This window comes from Curtobacterium sp. ABR8 (assembly GCF_057812125.1).
This window is the reverse complement of the sequence record NZ_CM173818.1, coordinates 3,524,376-3,543,792: the sequence shown is the minus strand read 5'-3', so window position 1 is coordinate 3,543,792 and position 19,417 is coordinate 3,524,376. Positions and strand designations below refer to the sequence as shown.

Here is a 19,417-nt window from a genome sequence, read left to right as displayed (position 1 = left end):
TACACTGGCGACATGGACAACGCGTGGCTCGTGCCACTGTCGATGCTCCTCGGCGGGGTCTTCGGCGCGGGCGTCGTGGTGCTGATCATCACCGCCGAGCGCACGGCACGTGCTGCCGACGTGGCGGAGCGGACCCTGCCCGACGGCGTCGCAGCAGTGATCGCGACGATGCACAACCCGGCGGTCGTCATCGACCCGTCGAACACCGTCGTCGCCGCGTCGCCCCAGGCGCTGACCGTCGGGCTCGTCGTCCGGCGACGGCTCGTGCACCAGGAGCTCCTCGACCTGGTCGACCGGGTGCGCAAGAGCGGCGAGATGGGTGCGGAGGACCTCGAACTCCCGCGCGGACGCCACGGGGAGCTCATCGGGTACCTCAGCTTCCGTGCCGCCCAGCTCGGCAACCGGTACGTGCTGATCACCGCGGACGACCTGACCGAGAGCCGGCGCATCGACGAGGTCCGCCGTGACTTCGTCGCCAACATCTCGCACGAGCTGAAGACCCCGATCGGCGCCATCGGCCTGCTGTCCGAGACGCTCGTCCTCGCGGCCGACGACCCCGCGCACGTGAAGAAGTTCGCCGCGCAGCTCATCACCGAGTCCGAACGGCTCGGCGCCCTGACGAAGGACATCATCGAGCTGTCCCGGCTGCAGTCGGTCGACGCGCTGGAGAACAGCGAGGAGACCGGTGTCGACAAGATCGTGCAGGCCGCGATCGACGCGAACGAGGTCGTCGCGCGTGCCCGGTCGATCGAGATCATCCGGGCGAAGAAGTCGAAGCTCCGGGTGATGGGCGACCCCGGCCTGCTGCAGGTCGCGGTGTCGAACCTGATCGCCAACGCGGTGAAGTACTCACCCGACGGCACCCGCGTCGGCGTCGGCGTCCGGTCCGCGAAGGGCTTCGTCGAGATCGCGATCACCGACCAGGGTGTCGGGATCCCCGAGGCCGACCTCGACCGGGTGTTCGAACGCTTCTACCGCGTCGACCCCGCCCGGTCGCGCGCCACCGGCGGCACCGGCCTCGGCCTGGCGATCGTCAAGCACGTCGTGGGCAACCACGGCGGCGACGTCCGTGTCTGGTCGCAACCCGGCAAGGGCTCGACCTTCACCATCCGCCTGCCCGAGGCGGACACCGAACTGACCACCGCACTCGAAGAGCAACTGGAAGAGCAGCCATCGTGACCAAGATCCTCATCGTCGACGACGAGCCGGCCCTGAGCGAGCCCCTGGAGTTCCTGCTGCAGCGCGAGGGGTACGAGACCTCCGTCGCTGCCGACGGCGTGACCGCGCTGTCGAAGTTCGACTCGGAGAACCCGGACCTGGTGCTCCTCGACCTCATGCTGCCCGGGTTGTCCGGCACCGAGGTCTGCCGGCAGATCCGCACCCGGTCGAACGCCCCGATCATCATGCTGACGGCGAAGGACTCCGAGGTCGACATCGTCGTCGGGCTCGAGCTCGGCGCGGACGACTACGTGACGAAGCCGTACTCGACCCGCGAGCTGCTGGCCCGCATCCGCGCGGTCCTGCGGCGCCGCACCGAGGACGACCCGGCGGACAGCGGGATCCTGCAGGTCGGCGGCATCCGGATGGACGTCGAGCGGCACACGGTGTCGGTGGACGGCTCGGAGACGGCGATGCCCCTCAAGGAGTTCGAGCTGCTCGAGCTCCTGCTCCGGAACGCCGGCCGGGTGCTCACCCGTGGCCAGCTCATCGACCGGGTGTGGGGCTCCGACTACTTCGGCGACACGAAGACGCTCGACGTCCACATCAAACGCATCCGCTCGAAGATCGAGCGCGTGCCGTCCACCCCGGAGATCCTGGTGACGGTGCGCGGTCTCGGGTACCGCATCGAGGCCTGAGACGCACGGACAGGAGGCCCGGTGCCGGTCTCTGGGACCGGCACCGGGCCTCCTGTGCGAAGCGTGGCGCTTGCGCGCTGCGACGGTGCCGCGTGCGCGGAGCGGCTACTCGCCGTCCGTCGGCGTGGCCGACGGGGTCTCGACCGGCAGCGTGACCTGACCGGTCGGCTCGGGGGTCGAGGTCGGCGCGAGGGTGGCGTACTCCTCTTGCGAGGTGGTCAGCACCGGCACGTTGGCCGAGACGCCCTCGGCGTCGGGGTAGGAGAAGTACACCTTGACGAGCGAACCGGGCTCGGCGTCCGCGCTGTCGAAGTCGAGGGTGTCGTGCTGCGAGTCGTTCGCCAGGTCGACGTGCGAGTTCGCCGGCACCAGCACGGTCTCGGTGTCGCCACCGATCTCGACCGAGACGGTGATGCCGTCGGTGTCGGAGTTGTTCACGAGCGTGCCGATGAAGCGTGCGCCCTCGCCGTCGTCCGAGATCAGGATGGCGTTGCGGACGTCGACCTTGCCGGTCGAGACGTTCACGCCGTCGGTGATCTGCTTGATGTCGACGGTGTGCGCAGGCGACATGAACTCGCACCCGGTGGCGCCCAGCGCGATGGTTGCCGCAACGGCGACGGACACGAGTACCCGAGCTCGCAAGAGATTCCTCCGTAAGTCGATGAGGACCGGACGGTCCCGCTCCATCCTAGCGATCACCGGGAAGCCCCAGTGCTGAGGGTCCCCTTACCCGAACACCCCTTGTGGTAAACTGGAAGTCTGGGAACGGAGCCTGATACATGCAATTCGAGGTCGGCGAGACCGTCGTCTACCCCCACCACGGGGCGGCAACCATCTCTGAAGTCAAGACGCGCGTCATCAAGGGCGAGGAAAAGGTCTACCTGAAACTGCGGGTCACGCAGGGTGACCTGACGATCGAGGTACCGGCGGACAACGTCGACCTGGTCGGAGTCCGCGACGTGATCGGCAAGGAAGGGCTCGACAAGGTGTTCGAGGTCCTCCGGGCACCGTTCACGGAAGAACCCACCAACTGGTCGCGCCGGTACAAGGCGAACCTCGAGAAGCTCGCTTCCGGGGACGTCATCAAGGTGTCCGAGGTCGTCCGCGACCTCTGGCGTCGCGACCAGGACCGCGGCCTGTCCGCGGGGGAGAAGCGGATGCTGGCCAAGGCGCGGCAGATCCTGATCTCCGAGCTGGCCCTGGCGGAGAAGACCGACGAGGACAAGGCATCGACCGTCCTCGACGAGGTCCTCGCGTCCTGAGCGCGTCGAACCACTGAGCGCAGCAGCACTGAACACCACGACGACCGCACGGTTCCCCGAAGGGGTGGACCGGGCGGTCGTCGTCGTTGCAGCCGGGTCCGGCACCCGACTCGGAATCGGCACCGCGAAGGCGTTCGTGCCCGTGGCCGGGCAGCTGATGCTCGCGCGCGCGCTCGAGCCGCTGTTCTCGTCGTCGTCCCCGACGCTGGTGGTCGTCGTCGCGCCGTCGGCGCTGCTCGATGACTGCCGCCGGGTGGTCGCCTCGGTCGCGGGCGCTGCGGTCGCCTACACGGCGGTCGTCCCAGGAGGCACGGATCGCCATGGTTCGGTCCAGGCCGGCCTGGCCGTGCTGCCGGACTCCGTCACCGCGGTGCTGGTGCACGACGCGGCTCGGTGCCTCACACCCGCTGCGCAGTTCGACCGGGTGTTCGACGCGGTCGCTTCGGGTGCTGGTGCGGGGTACGTCCCCGCGCTGCCCGTCACGGACACGATCAAGCGGGTCGCCGGTGACGTCGTCGTCGAGACCGTCGACCGGTCCGCGCTCGTCGGGGTCCAGACGCCGCAGGGCTTCCCGCTCGACGCGCTCCGCCGGGCGTACGCGGTGTCGACGCAGTCCGAGACCGACGACGCCGGCGTGTTCCAGGCGGCCGGTGGCACGGTGCGCTTCGTCCCGGGCGACGCCGATGCCTTCAAGATCACGACGCCGTGGGACCTCGGGCGGGCGGAGTCGATCGTCCGGTCGCGGGCCTCGGCGCCGGGTGTGCCCGCTGCCTCGGCGGTCCGGCTCGGCCTCGGGGTCGACGTGCACGCGTTCGACGCGGCGTCGCCGTGCCGCGTCGGCCTGCTCGACTTCCCCGGCGAACCCGGGCTCTCCGGACACAGCGACGGCGACGCGGTGGCGCACGCGGTGTGCGACGCGCTGCTGTCCGCCGGCGGACTCGGCGACATCGGCGGGACGTTCGGCACCGCGGACCCCGCCTACGCCGGCGCGGCCGGCGACGTCTTCGTCCGTGGCGCGGTGGCGATGCTCCTCGACGCCGGCCTCGCCCCCGCCTCGGTCACGGTCCAGGTGATCGGGAACCGACCGCGCATCGGTGCACGTCGCGCCGAGATGCAGGACGCCCTGTCCGCCGTCGTCGGTGCCCCCGTCGCGGTGTCCGGCACGACGACCGACGGCCTCGGCTTCACCGGTCGGGGCGAAGGGCTCGCCGCGATCGCAACAGCCCTCGTCCGACCGGCCTGACGTCCTAGGCTTGGGGCGTGACCGTTCGCCTCTACGACTCCCGCGCCGCAGCCGTCGTCGACCTCGTCCCCCTGGTCGACGGACAGGTCAGCGTCTACGTCTGCGGTCCGACGGTGCAGTCGTCGCCGCACATCGGGCACCTGCGCTCCGCCCTGGTCTACGACATCTGGCGCCGCTGGCTGACCTACCGTGGTCTGCGCGTCACCCTCGTGCGGAACGTCACCGACATCGACGACAAGGTGCTCGACCTGGCCGCCGGCACCGACGAAGCCTGGTTCGCCCGGGCCTACCGCGTCGAGCTCGAGTTCACCGCCGCGTACAACGCCCTCGGCATCCTGCCGCCGACGTACGAGCCCCGCGCCACCGCGAGCGTGCCGCAGATGCACGACATCATCACGAAGCTCATCGACCGCGGCCACGCCTACGTCGCCGCCGACGACTCCGGTGACGTCTACTTCGACACCGGCAGCTGGCCGTCGTACGGCGCCCTGACCCGGCAGCGCCGCGAGGACATGGTCGAGGCAACCGACGCCGACCCCCGCGGCAAGCGCGACGCCCGCGACTTCGCACTCTGGAAGGGTGCGAAGCCGGGTGAGCCGTCGACCGCGGCGTGGGACTCCCCGTGGGGCCCCGGTCGCCCGGGCTGGCACATCGAGTGCTCCGCCATGTCGCGGCGGTACCTCGGCCCGGCGTTCGACATCCACGGCGGCGGGCTCGACCTGCGGTTCCCGCACCACGAGAACGAGCTCGCGCAGTCCACCGCCGCTGGGGACCCGTTCGCGTCCTACTGGCTGCACAACGGACTCGTCACGGTCGAGGGCCAGAAGATGTCGAAGTCGCTCGGCAACTCGATCTTCGCCGCCGACTTCCTCGCCGCTGCCCGCCCCGCCGTGGTGCGGTACTTCCTGGGGGCGGCGCACTACCGCTCCTCGATCGACCACCACGACGGCTCGTTGGCCGAGGCCGAAGCCGCCTACGACCGCATCGACGGGTTCCTGCAGCGGGCCGAGGTACGGCTCGAAGGGGTGCACCTCGCCGACGCCCCCGCGGTGCCGGACGCCTTCGCCGCGGCGATGGACGACGACCTCGCGGTGCCCCAGGCGCTGGCCGTCCTGCACGAGACCGTGCGGACCGGCAACGCCGCCCTGGACGCCGACGATGCGGAAACGCTCGGGGTCGCGTACCATCAGGTGGCCGCGATGGTGGAGGTCCTCGGCATCGACCCGCGAGCCGCCCACTGGTCGGGGGGCGGTCAGGACACCTCGGCAGGCCCGCTCGCCGCTCTCGTCGAACGCCTCGTGCAGGAGCGCGCGGACGCCAGGGCAGCACGGGACTTCGCCGCGGCCGACCGCGTGCGCGACGACCTCGCCGCCGCGGGCATCACGATCGAGGACACGCCGTCCGGAACACGCTGGAGCATCGCCTGAACACGGCAGTGCCGAACAGGAGCTACGCATGAAGAACGTCTCGGGAAGCAAGAAGGGTCGGCCCGGCGCCGTCCGCACCGGTCGCAAGGGCAACAAGCAGGTCGGTTCCGGCGGACAGGGCGCCCAGGCGCTCGAGGGTCGCAAGCCGACCCCGAAGGCCGAGGACCGCCCGTACCACCCCGCCGGCAAGCGGAAGGCCGCGAAGGACCGCTTCGAGGCCGCCAAGGGTCGTCACGGTTCCTCGAGTACCCCGCAGGGTCGCACGGGTCGCCCGCCGGCCCGGAAGACCGACGACTCCGAGCTCGTGACCGGACGCAACTCCGTGCTCGAGGCGCTCCGCACGAAGACCCCGTCGTCGACGCTCTACATCGCGTCGCGCATCGAGGTCGACGACCGCGTCAAGGAGATCCTCGCGCTCGCCAACCACCGCGGCGTGCCGATCATCGAGCTCATGCGCCCCGAGCTCGACCGCATCACCGGCCACGACAGCGTCCACCAGGGCGTCGCCCTCAAGGTGCCGGCGTACCAGTACGCCGTGTCCGAGGACATCGTCGAGCAGGCGTTCTCGCGCGACCAGGTGCCGCTGCTCGTCGCACTCGACGGCATCACCGACCCGCGCAACCTCGGTGCGATCATCCGCTCGACCGCGGCCTTCGGCGGACACGGCGTCATCGTGCCGCAGCGTCGCTCGGTCGGCGTGACGGCGTCGGCGTGGAAGACCTCGGCCGGTGCCGCGGCCCGCACCCCCGTTGCGATGGCCCCGAACCTCACCCAGACGCTGAAGTCCCTGAAGTCGATGGGCCTGTTCGTCCTCGGTCTCGACGGCGACGGCGACGTGGAGCTCGACGGCCTCGCGCTGGCCGACCGTCCGATCGTCATCGTCGTCGGTTCCGAGGGCAAGGGCCTGTCACGCCTCGTCACCGAGACCTGCGACGCGATCGTGTCGATCCCGATCTCGAGTGCGACCGAGTCCCTCAACGCCGGCATCGCGGCGAGCGTCACGCTGTGGGAGGTCGCCCGGCGCCGTCGCGCCGAGTAGCCGCACCGGCGTCGGCCCGGCCGCTGCGGGCGGTCGACGTCACCACCTGGAGGCCCGGTGCCGGTCCACGAGACCGGCGCCGGGCCTCCAGTGCGTCCGTGGGGTCCCACGACTCGCCGCGCGCGTCGTGCCGAGGTTCCACGACTCGCCGCACGCGTCGTGCCGAGGTTCCACAGACGGCCGTTCCGCGCGCCGAGGTTCCGAGATTTCGGAATCTCGGCGGAACGGGAACGGAACGGGAATGGAACGGGCGGGCGCGGTTAGACGGTAGCGCGCCAGTCCTCGACGTCGTCGGACTCGTCGCCCGCGGGCTCGGCGTCGTCGACCACGGGGATGGGCAGCGTCATCGACGACGTCGGCGGGTTGATGAGCAGGCGCTCGTCACGGCGGTGGCGCAGCACGTCGTTGATGTAGGCGGTCGTGGCCTCGGGCAGTGAGACCGAACGCTCTTCCTGCTGGGACATGAACCAGCGGTGCTCGAGCAGCTCGTGGAAGACCTCGGCGGGTTCGAGTCGGCCGCGCAGGTCGCGGGGGATCGAACGGACGACGGGTTCGAAGACCCGCGAGACCCACTCGTGCGCGACCATCTCCTCGTCGAGTTCGTCGCGGCCGTTGCGCGCCCGGTACGAGTCGAGGTCGTTGAGCAGACGTCGGGCCTGGTTCTCGCCGGCGTCCAGGCCGGTCAACCGCAGCAGGCGTCGCTGGTGGTGCCCGGCGTCGACGACCTTCGGCTGGATCCGCACCTGCGAACCGCCCTCGGTCGTGTGGATCGAGAGCTCCTCGATGTCGAAGCCGAGTTCGTTGAGTCGCTCGACGCGGTCGTTGATGCGCCAGCGCTCCTTGATGTCGAACTGCTCGGTGCCCGTGAGCTCGGTCCAGAGCGTCCGGTACTGCGCCACGATGCGGTTGGAGACGTCGACGGGGTCGGCGTTCTCGTCGAGACGCCCACCCGCTTCGAGGTCGAGGAGTTCGCCGGCGATGTTCACGCGCGCCACCTCGAGGTCGTTCTCGCGCTGCCCGTTCGACAGGCCGCCGGGGTAGAGCTTGCCGGTCTCGGCGTCGACCAGGTACGCGGCGAACGAGCCCGCGTCGCGACGGAACAGCGTGTTCGAGAGCGACACGTCGCCCCAGTAGAAGCCGATGATGTGCAGCCGCACGAGCAGCAGGGCGAGCGCGTCGACGAGCCGGGTGGCGGTCTCCGGGCGCAGGGTCTGCGAGTACAGCGCGCGGTACGGCAGCGAGAAGCGCAGGTGGCGCGTCACGAGCACGGGGTGCAGCTGCTCGCCGTCGGCGTCCACCCGGTTCGTGATGACCGCCACGGGGTCCACGCACGGCACGTCCATCCGCTGCAGCGTGCGGAGCATGTCGTACTCGGCACGGGCGACCTCTTCGCCGGTCTCCTTCACGGCGGCGACGTAGCCGCTCAGGTGCACGAAGCGCACGAGGTGCCGGGAGATGCCCTTCGGCAGGGCGACGATGGTCTCGTCCGGCCAGTCCGCCAGCGGCAGGTCCCACGGCAGGTCGAGCAGGCCGGGGTCGACGGTGGCTGCGGTGATGGACATCGAGTCGGGCACGGTGGATCCTTCGGTGTCGTGGGGGACAGCCGAGAGCCCGCGACCCGCCCTTGTGAGGCGGCGCGGGCTCTCGGGGAGTGCGCTTCGGTTACGCGCTGACGACGGCCTTGTCGTCCAGGCGCTCGCCCGACTCGGTGTCGAAGGCGTGCACGTGGCCCGACTTCGGCGTCACCACGATGGTGTCGCCGATCGACGGGTGCGAACGGCCGTCCACGCGGGCGACGATGTCGACGCGCGTGCCCTTGACGTCGGCGTGACCGTAGAGGTAGCCGTCGGCGCCGAGTTCCTCGACCACGTCGACCGTGACGGGCAGGCCCTCGCCCGACTGCGCCACGACGACGTCCTCGGGGCGGATGCCCACCGTGATCTGGCCGGAACGCGCGTTGGAGAGCGTGTCGCGGTCGATCGCGTGGTTGAGCGTGCCGAACTTGATGCCGCCCTCGACGACGTCGGCCGGCAGCAGGTTCATCGCCGGCGAGCCGATGAAGCCCGCGACGAAGACGTTGTTCGGCTTCTCGTACAGGTCGCGCGGCGTGCCGACCTGCTGCAGGATGCCGTCCTTGAGCACCGCGATGCGGTCACCCATGGTGAGTGCCTCGGTCTGGTCGTGCGTGACGTAGACCGTGGTGACACCGAGACGACGCTGGAGCGACGCGATCTGCGTACGGGTCTGGACGCGGAGCTTGGCGTCGAGGTTCGACAGCGGCTCGTCCATGAGGAACACCTGCGGCTGACGGACGATCGCGCGGCCCATCGCGACGCGCTGACGCTGACCACCGGAGAGCGCCTTCGGCTTGCGGCCGAGGTAGTCCTCGAGGTCGAGGAGCTTGGCAGCTTCCTGCACGCGGGTGGCACGCTCGTCCTTGCCGACGCCGGCGATCTTGAGCGCGAAGCCCATGTTCTCGGCGACGGTCATGTGCGGGTAGAGCGCGTAGTTCTGGAACACCATCGCGATGTCGCGGTCCTTCGGCGGGACGTCCGTGACGTCGCGGTCGCCGATGCGGATCTGACCGGAGTTGACCTCTTCGAGGCCGGCCAGCATGCGGAGCGAGGTGGACTTGCCGCAACCCGAGGGGCCGACGAGGACGAGGAACTCGCCGTCGGCGACGTCCAGGTCGAGGGAGTCGACCGCGGGGCGGGTGCCTCCGGGGTAGAGACGGGTTGCCTTGTCATAGGTGACGGACGCCATGAGCGTTCGGTCCTTTCTTCACCGGCAGGTACGTGCCGGACGATCCGAGTGAAGCGGTCAGCCCGCGAGGGCCCCGGATGGTCGTCGTCGACCATCGAGGTTCATACAACACGAGTTCTCGCGGGTGCGCCACTGTTTTCCACCTGGCCGGTCGGTTCCCAGAGCGTGGTTGGGTGGTTCCCAGAGCGGCCCACTACAATCGCCGGGTCCGTCCGCCGAGCGGGGGTAGGTCGTGCGGACGCCGATCAGGAGGACGACGCACCGATGACCAACCGCCCCGAGGGTGACGCCCGCGCCGCGCGGAACGAGCGCCGCGAAGCCGCCCGACAGCGAGCGCAGCGCCACAGGACACAGCAGAAGCGCCGCCAGCGCGGGACCAGGCTCGGACTCCAGATCGGGCTCGGCGTGGTGCTGCTCGCAGCGGCCACCATCGTCACGCTCGTCCTGGTGGACTCCGTGAAGCCCGCCGGCCCCGGGCCGTCGACCATGTCGCAGGGTGGCATCACCCTCGGCGAGGGCCTGAAGCCGGTGACGGCGTCGAGCAGCGCGTCGCCGAGTGCTTCGGCGACCGCCGGTGTCGGCACGGTGCGCATCACGCTCTACGTCGACTACCTCTGCCCGACGTGCGGCGAGTTCGAGCAGGCCAACGGCGACTACATCGAGAGCCTGGTCGACTCCGGCGCCGCCACTGTCGACATCCACCCCCTCGCGATCCTGTCGAACCGGTCGCAGGGCACGAAGTACTCGCTGCGCGCCGCGAACGCCGCCGCCTGCGTCGCCGAGCACTCGCCGGACCAGTTCTACGCGGTCAACAAGGCGCTCTACGCCGAGCAGCCGGAAGAGGGCACACCCGGCCTCACCGATGCGCAGCTCACCAAGATCGTCACCGGGGTCTCCGGTCTGCAGGACCGCAGGGCCGTCGCGAGCTGCATCGCCGACCAGGACTACAGCAAGTGGGTCGACGAGCAGACGACCGCGGTGTCCGGCGGGGACATCCCCGGTTCGTCGCTGAGCGAGTTCCCCGGCACGCCCCTGGTGCTCGTCAACGGGCAGCAGTACGAGCTCACGTCGCCGATCACGAACGACGACTTCCGCACCTTCGTGGTCACCGCGGCCGGTGCCACCGAGGCGACCCCGACCCCCACGCCGAGCGCGACGCCCTCGCGCACGCGGAGCGCGACGCCGACGCCCACACCGACCAAGCGCTGACGCGCTGACGAACGGACGGGAGGCCCGGTGCCGGCTGGCACCGGGCCTCCCGTGTCGTCCGTGGCCGGGTCCACTGCCTACAGGGACGAACCGGGGACGCTGAACGTGTCGCAGCTCGTCGCGCCCTGCTGGTAGCCGCGGACGAACCAGCGCTGACGCTGCTCGCTCGAACCGTGCGTGAACGAGTCCGGGTCGACCCGGCCGCTCGAGCGCTCCTGGATGCTGTCGTCGCCCACGGCACTCGCGGCGGACAGCGCATCGGCGATCTCGGCCCGGCTGATCGGTTCGAAGAAGGTCTCGCCGTCCGCGTCCTCGGTGTTCGCCGCGTCGCCGACCCAGGCGCCGGCGTAGCAGTCCGCCTGCAGCTCGACGCGGACACTGCCGGACGACGCCCCGGTGCCCGAGCGGTCCGTGCTGGCGAACGCGCCCTGCAGCTGCTGGATGTGGTGGCCCCACTCGTGCGCGACGACGTACATCTGCGCGAGCGGCCCGCCCGACGACCCGTACGTCGACTGCAGGTCGTCGTAGAAGGCGGTGTCGAGGTAGATCGCGCGGTCCGGTGGGCAGTAGAAGGGCCCGGTGGCGGCCGACGCCTGGCCGCACGACGTGTCGGTCGAGCCGTCGAAGAGGAAGAAGTCCGGTGCCGTGTACGAGATGCCGAGCGTCCGGGCCTCGGCGGTCCAGTAGCCGTCGAGGGACTCGGCAGCCCCCTCCATCCGGCACTCGACCTGCTGGTTGGCGTCACGGCCGGTGCGGCACTCCGGCGCGGCGTCGACCGTCTCGCCCTGCTGCTGGATCTGTGTCGTGCCGTCCCCGCCGACGAACCCGCTCAGGTCGAAGCCCGTGAACTGGGCGATCAGGAACACGACGATGGCCGTGACGCCGACCGCGCCTCCGCCGACCGCGGCGGTCCGGCCCCGGCGCTTCACTCGGCCGCCGGAGAGTCGCGAGTCGTCGTTGAACGTCATGCCCCCGAATGTACGGCCCGCGGGACTCGCACGCCGCACGCATGCCCCGCGCGTACCGTCGAGGACGTCGGCGACCCCGACACGTGTCGTACAACCGGAAGGAACCGCAACCATGGCCACTCCCATCAGCACCGTGATGAGCCCCGCCCGCTACGTGCAGGGCAAGGACGCGATCACCCGCGTCGGCGAGTTCGTCGCCCCCATCGGCAAGCGCCCCCTGATCGTCGCCGACGACGTGGTGTGGGGCATCGTCGAGGCCGCGGTGACGGAGAGCTTCCGGACCGCGGACCTGCGGATCGAACGTGTCGGGTTCGGCCGGTTCGCCACCCCGGAGGCGGTCGACGCCCTGGTCGAGGAGATCCGCTCGACGGACGCCGACGTCATCGTCGGACTCGGCGGCGGATCCGCGATCGACGCAGCCAAGGCCTCCGGGCACCTCGCCGGCATCCGCTGGGCCAGTGTGCCGACAGCGGCGTCGACCGACGCCCCGACGTCGGCCCTCGCGGTGATCTACTCCGAGGCCGGCGAGTTCATCGAGTACCGGTTCTTCCCCCACAACCCCGACCTCGTGCTCATCGACACGAAGCTCGTCGCGAACGCCCCCGTCCAGTTCCTGATCGCCGGCATCGGCGACGCCCTGGCCACCTGGGTCGAGGCCCGCGCCGCCAAGCGTGCGAACGCCGACACCATGGCCGGCGGCCTGCAGACCGAGACCGGCGTCGCGCTCGCCGAGCTGTCCTGGAAGCTGCTGCACGAGAACGCCCTGCAGGCCATCGAGGCAGTGAAGGCCAAGGTCGTCACGCCCGCGCTCGAGAAGGTCGTCGAGGCGAACACCCTGCTGTCGGGCCTCGGGTTCGAGTCCGGCGGGCTCGCGGCGGCGCACGCCATCCACAACGGACTGACCGCGGCCCCGCAGGCGCACGGCCTGGCGCACGGCCAGAAGGTCAACATCGGCACGATCGCGCAGCTCGTGCTCGAGGGCGCGCCCGCCGAGGAGATCGAGGACTTCGTCGTCTTCACCACGAAGGTCGGTCTGCCGAACACCCTCACCGAGATCGGTCTGACCGTCGACGACACGACGGAGCTCCGCGCCGTGGCCGAGGCCGCGACGGTGGAGGGCGAGACCATCCACAACATGCCGTTCCCGGTCACGCCGGAGCTCGTGGTCGACGCCCTCATCGCCGTCGAGGGCATCGCGCGCAGCATCCGCGCCGAGCACGGCCTGCCGGAGCCGGTGCTCTACCAGCACCACTGATCGGATCGGGATCAGGTGCGGACCAGCGGCTCCACCGTCGCCAGGTCCGTGCCGATCCCGACGTCCACGAGCTCGATCCGTCCCGCGAGGGTGGCGGCCGGCCCCATCAGCAACCCGGCCTTCACCGCGCCGAACGTGACGGTGACGTCGGCGTGCAGGACGTGGTCGTCCGCGATCCCGCCGGTGTCGACGTCGATGCCGCTCGGCACGTCGACGGCGACGACGAACGGTGCGCGCTGGTCGCGGGCGAGCTCGCGGACGGCGTCGACGACCTCGCGGGCGGGGGAGCGGAGCGCCGCAGGCCCCCGCACGCCGATCCCGAGGATCGCGTCCAGTACCAGGTCGGCCTCGAGCGCCGCGTCGGTCGCGACCGCGGCCAGGCGGTCGCCGTCGTGTGCCGGCACACCGCCGGCACGTGGACCGGACGGACCGTCCAGGAGGCGCGCTCCGCCGTCCAGCGCCGCTGCCAGGCCCGCCTCGTGCACCCGTGAGCCGACGCGCAGGATCGCCACGTGCCTCCCGGCCGCCGCCAGCCGCGCACCCGCGAACAGGGCGTCACCACCGTTGTCGCCACTGCCCACCAGCAGCAGGACGGACCCTGGTCCGTCGCCCGGCCGGACGGCCGGGTCGTCGAGCAGGTCGCCGACGATGCGTGCGAGCCCGTCGGCCGCCCGCTGCATCAGCGGCTCGCCCGCGTCGAGGTGCGGCCGCTCCGCCGCTCGGATCTGGTCACCGCCGTAGCCGTCCATGGTGACCACAGTGCCCCGGTACCCTGGAGGGGACATGTCACTCGTCCCCGAAGCGCCCCGTCCTCGCATCGTGATGTCGCCCGACGGCCTCCGGCTCGCGACCTACGACTTCGGCGATCCCGACGCCCCCGCCGTCGTCGCGGTGCACGGGTTCGCCTCCGGGGCGGTGCTGAACTGGCACGCCTCCGGCTGGACCCGCGACCTCGTCCGCGCCGGCTACCGCGTGCTGGCGTTCGACCAGCGCGGGCACGGTGGGAGCGCGAAGCCGCGCGACCCCGGCGCGTACTCGATGGACCTGCTCGTCGCGGACGTCACCACCGTCATCGACACGTACCTGCTCGACGAGGTCGCGTTCCTCGGGTACTCGCTCGGCGCACGCGTCGGCTGGCACACCGCCGAACGGTTGCCGGACCGCATCACCCGCGCGGTGTTCGGCGGCATCCCGGACGCCGACCCGATGCGCCGCGTGCGGGTCGACCAGGCGAAGGCGTACCTGGCGGACGGAACGCCGATCGAGGACCGCGTGACGAACGGCTACCTGACCATGGCCGGGAACGTCGAGGGGAACGACCTCGCGGCGCTCGTGGCGATGGTCGAGGGGATGCGGAACAGCATCGAGCCCACGCCCGACAACGCCCCCGCGCAGCCGATCCTGATGGCGGCCGGCAGCGAGGACGGCATCCGCGACAGCGCCGTGCGGTTGGCGCAGGCAGCTCCGGACGCGTCGTTCTTCGAGATCCCCGGGCGCAACCACTTCAACGCGCCGACCTCGCGGGCGTTCCGCGAAGCGGCGCTGGCGTTCCTGCGTTCCTGACCGGCGCGCGTTGTCCGCGTCGCGCTGACGGGTACTGCCAGGTCCTCGCTGAAGGGGGACGTCGCGCGTACCGTCCCCGCCATGGACTACAGACTCCTCGGCAACAGCGGGACATCGGTGTCGACGCTGACCCTCGGCACCATGACGTTCGGCAGTGAAGCCGACGAACCCACCTCCCACACCATCATCGACACGTTCGTCGCGGCCGGCGGCACCCTGATCGACACGGCCGACGTCTACTCGGGCAACGAGTCCGAGCGGATCATCGGCCGCTGGCTCGCGGCACACCCCACCGAGGCGAAGCAGGTCGTCCTCGCCACCAAGGGCCGCTTCCCGCAGGGGGACGGCCCGAACGACGTCGGCCTGTCGCGCCGGCACCTCCGGGTCGCCCTCGACGCCTCGCTCGAGCGCCTCGGGGTCGACCACATCGACCTGTACCAGATGCACGCGTGGGACGCCCTGACACCGATCGAGGAGACCCTGCGCTTCCTCGACGACGCCGTCTCCGCGGGCAAGATCGGGTCCTACGGGTTCTCGAACTACCTCGGCTACCAGATCACCAAGGCCGTCTACGAGGCGAAGGCGCACGGCTGGGCACCGCCGGTCACCCTGCAGCCGCAGTACAACCTGCTCGTCCGCGACATCGAGCACGAGATCGTCCCCGCCAGCCTCGACGCCGGGATCGGTCTGCTGCCCTGGTCGCCCCTGGCCGGCGGCTGGCTGTCCGGCAAGTACCAGCGCGACGAAGCACCCACCGGCTCCACCCGACTCGGCGAGAACCCGTCGCGCGGCATGGAGGCGTGGGAAGCGCGGAACGGCGACGAGCGCACCTGGGCCGTCCTCGACGCGGTGTCCGCGGTTGCCGATGCGCACGGCGCCTCACGGTCGCAGGTCGCCCTCGCCTGGCTGCTCGCCCGGCCGGCGGTGACGAGCGTGATCCTCGGCGCCCGGACGGTGTCGCAGCTCGAGGACAACCTCGGTGCGGCCGACCTCGTGCTGACCGAAGCGGAGCTCACGGAGCTCACCGACGCCAGCGCACCACGCATCGACGACTACCCGTACGGCACCGCCGGCGTCGCTCAGCGGGAGCGCAAGATCACCGGCGGACGCTGAAGATCCGTGCACGTTCGTGCGGATTCGCGCTGATGTGGGGTCCGGGTGTGGACGCACGGTTCGGCGAGGTGTCATCCTCGTCGCACGACCGGCTGGTTACCGCGTCGAGCGCCCGGAACACTCCCTGATCCGTGTTCCACACGCGCCGATGCCCCGGGTGAGTGATCACCCGGGGCATCGCTCCGCCGGATGGCGGTCCTGGGGCCGGCAGCGGGACTTGAACCCGCAACCCCCGTATTACAAGTACGGTGCGCTACCAATTGCGCCATGCCGGCTGACGCCGCTCATCCTACCGGTGAGGGCGTCGGACGCTCACTCGCCGGACTTCTCCGAGAAGTTCAGCGAGATCGAGTTCATGCAGTACCGGTCACCGGTGGGGGTACCGAAACCGTCGGGGAACACGTGGCCCAGGTGCGAGCCGCAGTTCGCGCAACGGACCTCGGTGCGCACCATGCCGAGCGACTTGTCGTCGATCAGCTGCACGGCGTCGGGGTTCACCGACTCGTAGAACGACGGCCAGCCGCAGCCGGAGTCGAACTTCGTGCCGCTCTTGAACAGCTCTGCGTTGCAGGCCGCACAGGTGTAGACGCCGGCACGCTCCTCGTCGAGGAGTTCACCGGTCCACGGCCGCTCGGTCCCCGCCTGACGCAGGACGGCGTACTGGTCCGGGGAGAGCTCCTCGCGCCACTGGGCGTCGGACTTGTCGACGTTGTATGCCATTGGTTCCTCCTGCTTCCGGTCGGGTTCTTCCGGGCACTCCCGACCACTTCAGTAAACTCGCGACGATGTCCGAGCATTCCGTGCACCACGCCCGCTGGACCCGTCTGACGACGGACGAACTGTACGGCATCGTGGTGCTCCGGAACCGCGTCTTCGCACTCGAACAACGGGTGACGGCCGAGGACTTCGACGGCCGTGACCGCGAGCCCGAGACCGAGCACTGGTGGTTCGGTACCGACACCGATGCGGTTGGGTACCTGCGCCTCATCCGTCCGGCGGCGGACGAGGTCCACCCGGCCGATGCGTCGCCACCGGAGTGGGTGATCGGCCGGGTCGCCACCCACCCGGAGCACCGTGGACAGGGTGTGGCCGGACGGCTCGTCGCCGCCGTCCTCGACCGACACGGGCACGACCCGTTCGTCCTGCACGCCCAGGAGTACGTCGCGGCCCTGTACGAGCAGTACGGCTTCGTCCGGTTCGGGGAACCGTACGACGAAGCCGGCATCCGCCACGTCGGCATGCACCGCCCCGGGCGCTGATGGACACACGGGCCCGGTACGCCGCGTACGCCGACCGCATCGAGGCGGTCTCGCCGACGTACGCCGCGTGGGCACGGTCGCTGGACCCCGCGCTCGTCGCGCTCCTCGCCGAGGTCCCCGAGCAGCAGCGGCAGCCGGAGCTGCTCTTCGCCGTCGCGCGGCGGCTGGGCGCGGACCCGTCGGATCCCGGTGCGCTGCGCGCGATCGGACGGGAGGCCCGCCCCGCCCTGGTCACGGCCCTCGCCTCCGCCACGGTGCAGGCCAACGACCCGCGGCGGCTCGGTCCCGTCGTCCCGCTGTTCGCGGCACTCGCCGAGCGGGCACCGCGGCCGCTCGGGTTGGTCGACGCCGGCGCCGCGGCGGGGCTCTGCTCGATCCCGGACCGGGTGACCCTCGACCACCGGGTGGGTCCCGAGGGCGACGTCGTCCGGATGCACACGGCGCCGGAGGACCCGTCGATCCGACTGGTCGTCGACGTCACCGGCGACGTGCCCGCGCCGGCGCGCTCGCCGATCTCGATCGGTGCACGGGTCCTGCTCGATCCGAACCCGATCGACCTCGCCGCACCGGGCGCGTTCGACCGGTTGGTCGAGGCCGTCCCGCCCGAGGCGACGGACCGGATCGCCCTGATGCGCGAGGCGGCGCGCGCGACGCTCGCCGCGCCTCCCGTCCGCCTCGTCGGCACGCTGCCCGGTGACCTCGACCGTGCACTGGACGCCCTGCCGGACGACGTGGAGCCCGTCGTCCTGACCACCGGGACCCTGGTCTACGTGCCGGGCGCCGAGCGCCAGCGGTTCGTGGACCGCGTCCGCGAACGCTGTGTGCACTGGATCGCGCTCGAACGCACCGGGATCCTGCGCGGTGTCGCGGCGACGGTGCCCGACGACGTCGACCCCGCGGATCCGGACGCCTTCGCCACGGTCTCGATCGACGGCACCGCGGTCGCCGTCTCGGACCCGTTCGGCACGCGGGTGCGCTGGTTCCGCGACCCGAACCTGTGACCGGTGTTCGCGACAGTCCAGCGCCGTGCCAGGGTCCGGATGCTCGACGCCCCTACGATGTGCGAGACCCGTTCCCCGACACGTGATCGGAACCGCCGTGACCAGCCCCACCGACGAGCACCGCGCTGACGAGCTCACCGAGCTCGCCAGGCACGTGCTGTCGTTCGAGCACGACCGGGCACGGCACGACCGCACGAAGGAAGCGGAGATCCGGGTCGAGTTCGAGATGTCGCCGGCGCGCTACTACCAGGTGCTGAACCGCGTGATCGACTCGCCCGCGGCACTCGCGTACGACCCGCAGCTCGTCACCAGGCTGCAGCGGCTCCGGCACGCGCGCACCAGCGCCCGGGCGACGCGCAGCTTCGTCGCGCCCGGCGGCGCTCCCGAAGGACGTGAAGAGGAACGATGAGCACCAGATTCCCCCGTGACCGGTTCGACGACGTCGCCGACGGCCCCCGGGTCGGCGCACACCGCGGTGCCCAGCGCCGCGGCCGTGGCTGGATCGCGTTCGCCTGGGCGGCACTCGCCACCGGCGTGCTCGTCGGCATCGGCGTGCTCGTCCTCGCACTCCTGAACGGCAGCTACTCGTTCAGCGGGTCGGACTCGCCCTCGGCGTCGACGAGCTCGTCGGCCACGTCGAAGCCGTCCGCGTCCGCCACCTCGAAGCCCTCGGCCTCCTCGTCGGCCGGTGCGGATGCCGGTTCCGGAGCGGCCGCGGCCACGCCGGCGCAGCAGGGCACGACCACCGTTGTCGTCCTGAACGGCACGACGACCACCGGCCTCGCCGCCCGCGCCAGCGCCACGCTGACCGGCGCCGGCTGGCAGGTCGCCTCGACCGGGGACGCCGGCACGACCGGGTCGACGTCGACGATCGTGTACTACCAGCAGGCCGCACAGGCGGCCGTCGCGCAGGGCATCGCGAAGCAGCTCGGGGTCACCGCCGTGCAGCAGTCGGCAGCGTTCCCGAACGCCGACGTGAGCGTCGTGCTCGGGGCCGACTACACCGGCTGATCCGCATTCCGCGGGCCCGTTCCGCCCGCATTTGTGACGGTCGTGTTTCGGGCACGTTGATTTCTGTCGGAATCGACGTGAAACAACGTCACACCTCTTGCCTGATCGGCGTGCTTCCAGCAGAGTCCCTTGCAGACGACGAACACGTCGTTCGCACAGCAGTACCAGGGAGCAAGAGATCATGGCCAACGGAACCGTGAAGTGGTTCAACGCTGAAAAGGGCTTCGGCTTCATCACCGTCGATGGAGGAGGCCAGGACGTGTTCGTGCACTACTCGGCCATCGACATGTCGGGTTACAAGGTCCTCGAGGAGGGCCAGGCAGTGGTGTTCGACGTCGGCACCGGGTCGAAGGGCCCGCAGGCGGAGGCAGTCCGACCGGCCTGACCACACGACACGCATCGTGAACGCGCCGTCCCGTCAGGGGCGGCGCGTTCGTCGTGCGTGGGC

General features: G+C 70.9%; 21 protein-coding genes and 1 tRNA gene. 15 read left to right on the top strand and 7 right to left on the bottom strand.

Annotated elements, in window-relative coordinates; genetic code table 11:
- Positions 1–12 precede the first annotated feature (12 nt).
- Both ACXKZB_RS16915 and ACXKZB_RS16910 read left to right on the top strand, forming a co-directional pair.
- Positions 13–1,179 carry a sensor histidine kinase gene (locus ACXKZB_RS16915; RefSeq protein ID WP_123311982.1) on the top strand — a complete coding sequence of 389 codons (1,167 nt, stop codon included), beginning with the start codon at positions 13–15 and terminating at the stop codon, positions 1,177–1,179.
- A complete protein-coding gene (locus ACXKZB_RS16910) occupies positions 1,176–1,856 on the top strand; it encodes a response regulator transcription factor (protein ID WP_111085241.1) in 681 nt (226 codons plus the stop codon). The genes ACXKZB_RS16915 and ACXKZB_RS16910 overlap by 4 nt, the downstream gene beginning before the upstream one ends.
- Before the next feature lie 105 nt (positions 1,857–1,961).
- Here the strand turns inward: ACXKZB_RS16910 and ACXKZB_RS16905 are convergent, their stop codons facing one another.
- On the bottom strand, positions 1,962–2,426 hold the full coding sequence (locus ACXKZB_RS16905; RefSeq protein ID WP_148061737.1) for a hypothetical protein: 465 nt from the start codon (positions 2,424–2,426) through the stop codon (positions 1,962–1,964).
- Between the two features lie 209 nt (positions 2,427–2,635).
- Here ACXKZB_RS16905 and ACXKZB_RS16900 point away from each other — a divergent pair, with 209 nt between their 5' ends.
- From ACXKZB_RS16900 to rlmB, 4 genes are all read left to right on the top strand, one after another.
- Entirely contained in the window at positions 2,636–3,118 is a 483-nt protein-coding gene (locus tag ACXKZB_RS16900; protein ID WP_017888066.1) for a CarD family transcriptional regulator, read from the top strand.
- A 64-nt stretch (positions 3,119–3,182) separates the two neighbouring features.
- Positions 3,183–4,361: a 2-C-methyl-D-erythritol 4-phosphate cytidylyltransferase gene (gene ispD / locus ACXKZB_RS16895; RefSeq protein ID WP_488823923.1), complete on the top strand. Its 1,179-nt coding sequence runs from the start codon at positions 3,183–3,185 to the stop codon at positions 4,359–4,361.
- A gap of 17 nt (positions 4,362–4,378) precedes the next feature.
- Positions 4,379–5,788: a cysteine--tRNA ligase gene (gene cysS, locus ACXKZB_RS16890; RefSeq protein WP_222658676.1), complete on the top strand. Its 1,410-nt coding sequence runs from the start codon at positions 4,379–4,381 to the stop codon at positions 5,786–5,788.
- 28 nt (positions 5,789–5,816) lie between these two features.
- The gene (gene rlmB, locus ACXKZB_RS16885) at positions 5,817–6,827 is read left to right on the top strand and encodes a 23S rRNA (guanosine(2251)-2'-O)-methyltransferase RlmB (RefSeq protein ID WP_123311990.1); all 1,011 of its coding nucleotides are present in this window, start codon (positions 5,817–5,819) and stop codon (positions 6,825–6,827) included.
- A gap of 260 nt (positions 6,828–7,087) precedes the next feature.
- Here rlmB and ACXKZB_RS16880 read toward each other — a convergent pair whose 3' ends face one another.
- Together ACXKZB_RS16880 and ACXKZB_RS16875 are read right to left on the bottom strand one after the other, a co-directional pair.
- The gene (locus ACXKZB_RS16880; RefSeq protein WP_123311992.1) at positions 7,088–8,401 is read right to left on the bottom strand and encodes a DUF4032 domain-containing protein; all 1,314 of its coding nucleotides are present in this window, start codon (positions 8,399–8,401) and stop codon (positions 7,088–7,090) included.
- 88 nt (positions 8,402–8,489) lie between these two features.
- Entirely contained in the window at positions 8,490–9,590 is a 1,101-nt protein-coding gene (locus ACXKZB_RS16875; protein ID WP_222658675.1) for an ABC transporter ATP-binding protein, read from the bottom strand.
- Between the two features lie 264 nt (positions 9,591–9,854).
- Here ACXKZB_RS16875 and ACXKZB_RS16870 point away from each other — a divergent pair, with 264 nt between their 5' ends.
- Complete coding sequence (locus tag ACXKZB_RS16870; protein ID WP_488823922.1) at positions 9,855–10,799, top strand: DsbA family protein; 945 nt, start codon at positions 9,855–9,857, stop codon at positions 10,797–10,799.
- A 77-nt stretch (positions 10,800–10,876) separates the two neighbouring features.
- On the opposite strand, the gene ypfJ is transcribed toward ACXKZB_RS16870, so the two are convergent.
- Positions 10,877–11,767, bottom strand: a complete 891-nt coding sequence (gene ypfJ, locus ACXKZB_RS16865; RefSeq protein WP_488823921.1) for a KPN_02809 family neutral zinc metallopeptidase — start codon at positions 11,765–11,767, stop codon at positions 10,877–10,879.
- A gap of 112 nt (positions 11,768–11,879) precedes the next feature.
- On the opposite strand from ypfJ, the gene ACXKZB_RS16860 reads away from it, so the two are divergent.
- The gene (locus tag ACXKZB_RS16860) at positions 11,880–13,022 is read left to right on the top strand and encodes a glycerol dehydrogenase (RefSeq protein WP_488823920.1); all 1,143 of its coding nucleotides are present in this window, start codon (positions 11,880–11,882) and stop codon (positions 13,020–13,022) included.
- An 11-nt stretch (positions 13,023–13,033) separates the two neighbouring features.
- On the opposite strand, the gene ACXKZB_RS16855 is transcribed toward ACXKZB_RS16860, so the two are convergent.
- Entirely contained in the window at positions 13,034–13,771 is a 738-nt protein-coding gene (locus tag ACXKZB_RS16855; RefSeq protein ID WP_488823919.1) for an NAD(P)H-hydrate epimerase, read from the bottom strand.
- 34 nt (positions 13,772–13,805) lie between these two features.
- Here ACXKZB_RS16855 and ACXKZB_RS16850 point away from each other — a divergent pair, with 34 nt between their 5' ends.
- Together ACXKZB_RS16850 and ACXKZB_RS16845 are read left to right on the top strand one after the other, a co-directional pair.
- Positions 13,806–14,585 (top strand): alpha/beta fold hydrolase, encoded by a 780-nt coding sequence (locus ACXKZB_RS16850; RefSeq protein ID WP_488823918.1) that lies wholly within the window; start codon positions 13,806–13,808, stop codon positions 14,583–14,585.
- Positions 14,586–14,666: 81 nt separating this feature from the next.
- On the top strand, positions 14,667–15,698 hold the full coding sequence (locus tag ACXKZB_RS16845) for an aldo/keto reductase (RefSeq protein ID WP_488823917.1): 1,032 nt from the start codon (positions 14,667–14,669) through the stop codon (positions 15,696–15,698).
- A gap of 199 nt (positions 15,699–15,897) precedes the next feature.
- Here ACXKZB_RS16845 and ACXKZB_RS16840 read toward each other — a convergent pair.
- A tRNA-Thr gene (locus ACXKZB_RS16840) sits at positions 15,898–15,973 on the bottom strand.
- A 37-nt stretch (positions 15,974–16,010) separates the two neighbouring features.
- Positions 16,011–16,418: a peptide-methionine (R)-S-oxide reductase MsrB gene (msrB, locus tag ACXKZB_RS16835; protein ID WP_123312006.1), complete on the bottom strand. Its 408-nt coding sequence runs from the start codon at positions 16,416–16,418 to the stop codon at positions 16,011–16,013.
- A gap of 65 nt (positions 16,419–16,483) precedes the next feature.
- Here msrB and ACXKZB_RS16830 point away from each other — a divergent pair, with 65 nt between their 5' ends.
- From ACXKZB_RS16830 to ACXKZB_RS16810, 5 genes are all read left to right on the top strand, one after another.
- On the top strand, positions 16,484–16,957 hold the full coding sequence (locus ACXKZB_RS16830; RefSeq protein ID WP_488823916.1) for a GNAT family N-acetyltransferase: 474 nt from the start codon (positions 16,484–16,486) through the stop codon (positions 16,955–16,957).
- Positions 16,957–17,958: a DUF2332 family protein gene (locus ACXKZB_RS16825; protein WP_488823915.1), complete on the top strand. Its 1,002-nt coding sequence runs from the start codon at positions 16,957–16,959 to the stop codon at positions 17,956–17,958. The genes ACXKZB_RS16830 and ACXKZB_RS16825 overlap by 1 nt, the downstream gene beginning before the upstream one ends.
- 97 nt (positions 17,959–18,055) lie before the next feature.
- Positions 18,056–18,367, top strand: a complete 312-nt coding sequence (locus ACXKZB_RS16820; RefSeq protein ID WP_396289380.1) for a DUF3263 domain-containing protein — start codon at positions 18,056–18,058, stop codon at positions 18,365–18,367.
- A complete protein-coding gene (locus ACXKZB_RS16815; RefSeq protein WP_488823914.1) occupies positions 18,364–18,969 on the top strand; it encodes a LytR C-terminal domain-containing protein in 606 nt (201 codons plus the stop codon). The genes ACXKZB_RS16820 and ACXKZB_RS16815 overlap by 4 nt, the downstream gene beginning before the upstream one ends.
- A gap of 181 nt (positions 18,970–19,150) precedes the next feature.
- Positions 19,151–19,354, top strand: a complete 204-nt coding sequence (locus tag ACXKZB_RS16810; protein ID WP_111085222.1) for a cold-shock protein — start codon at positions 19,151–19,153, stop codon at positions 19,352–19,354.
- Positions 19,355–19,417 lie beyond the last annotated feature (63 nt).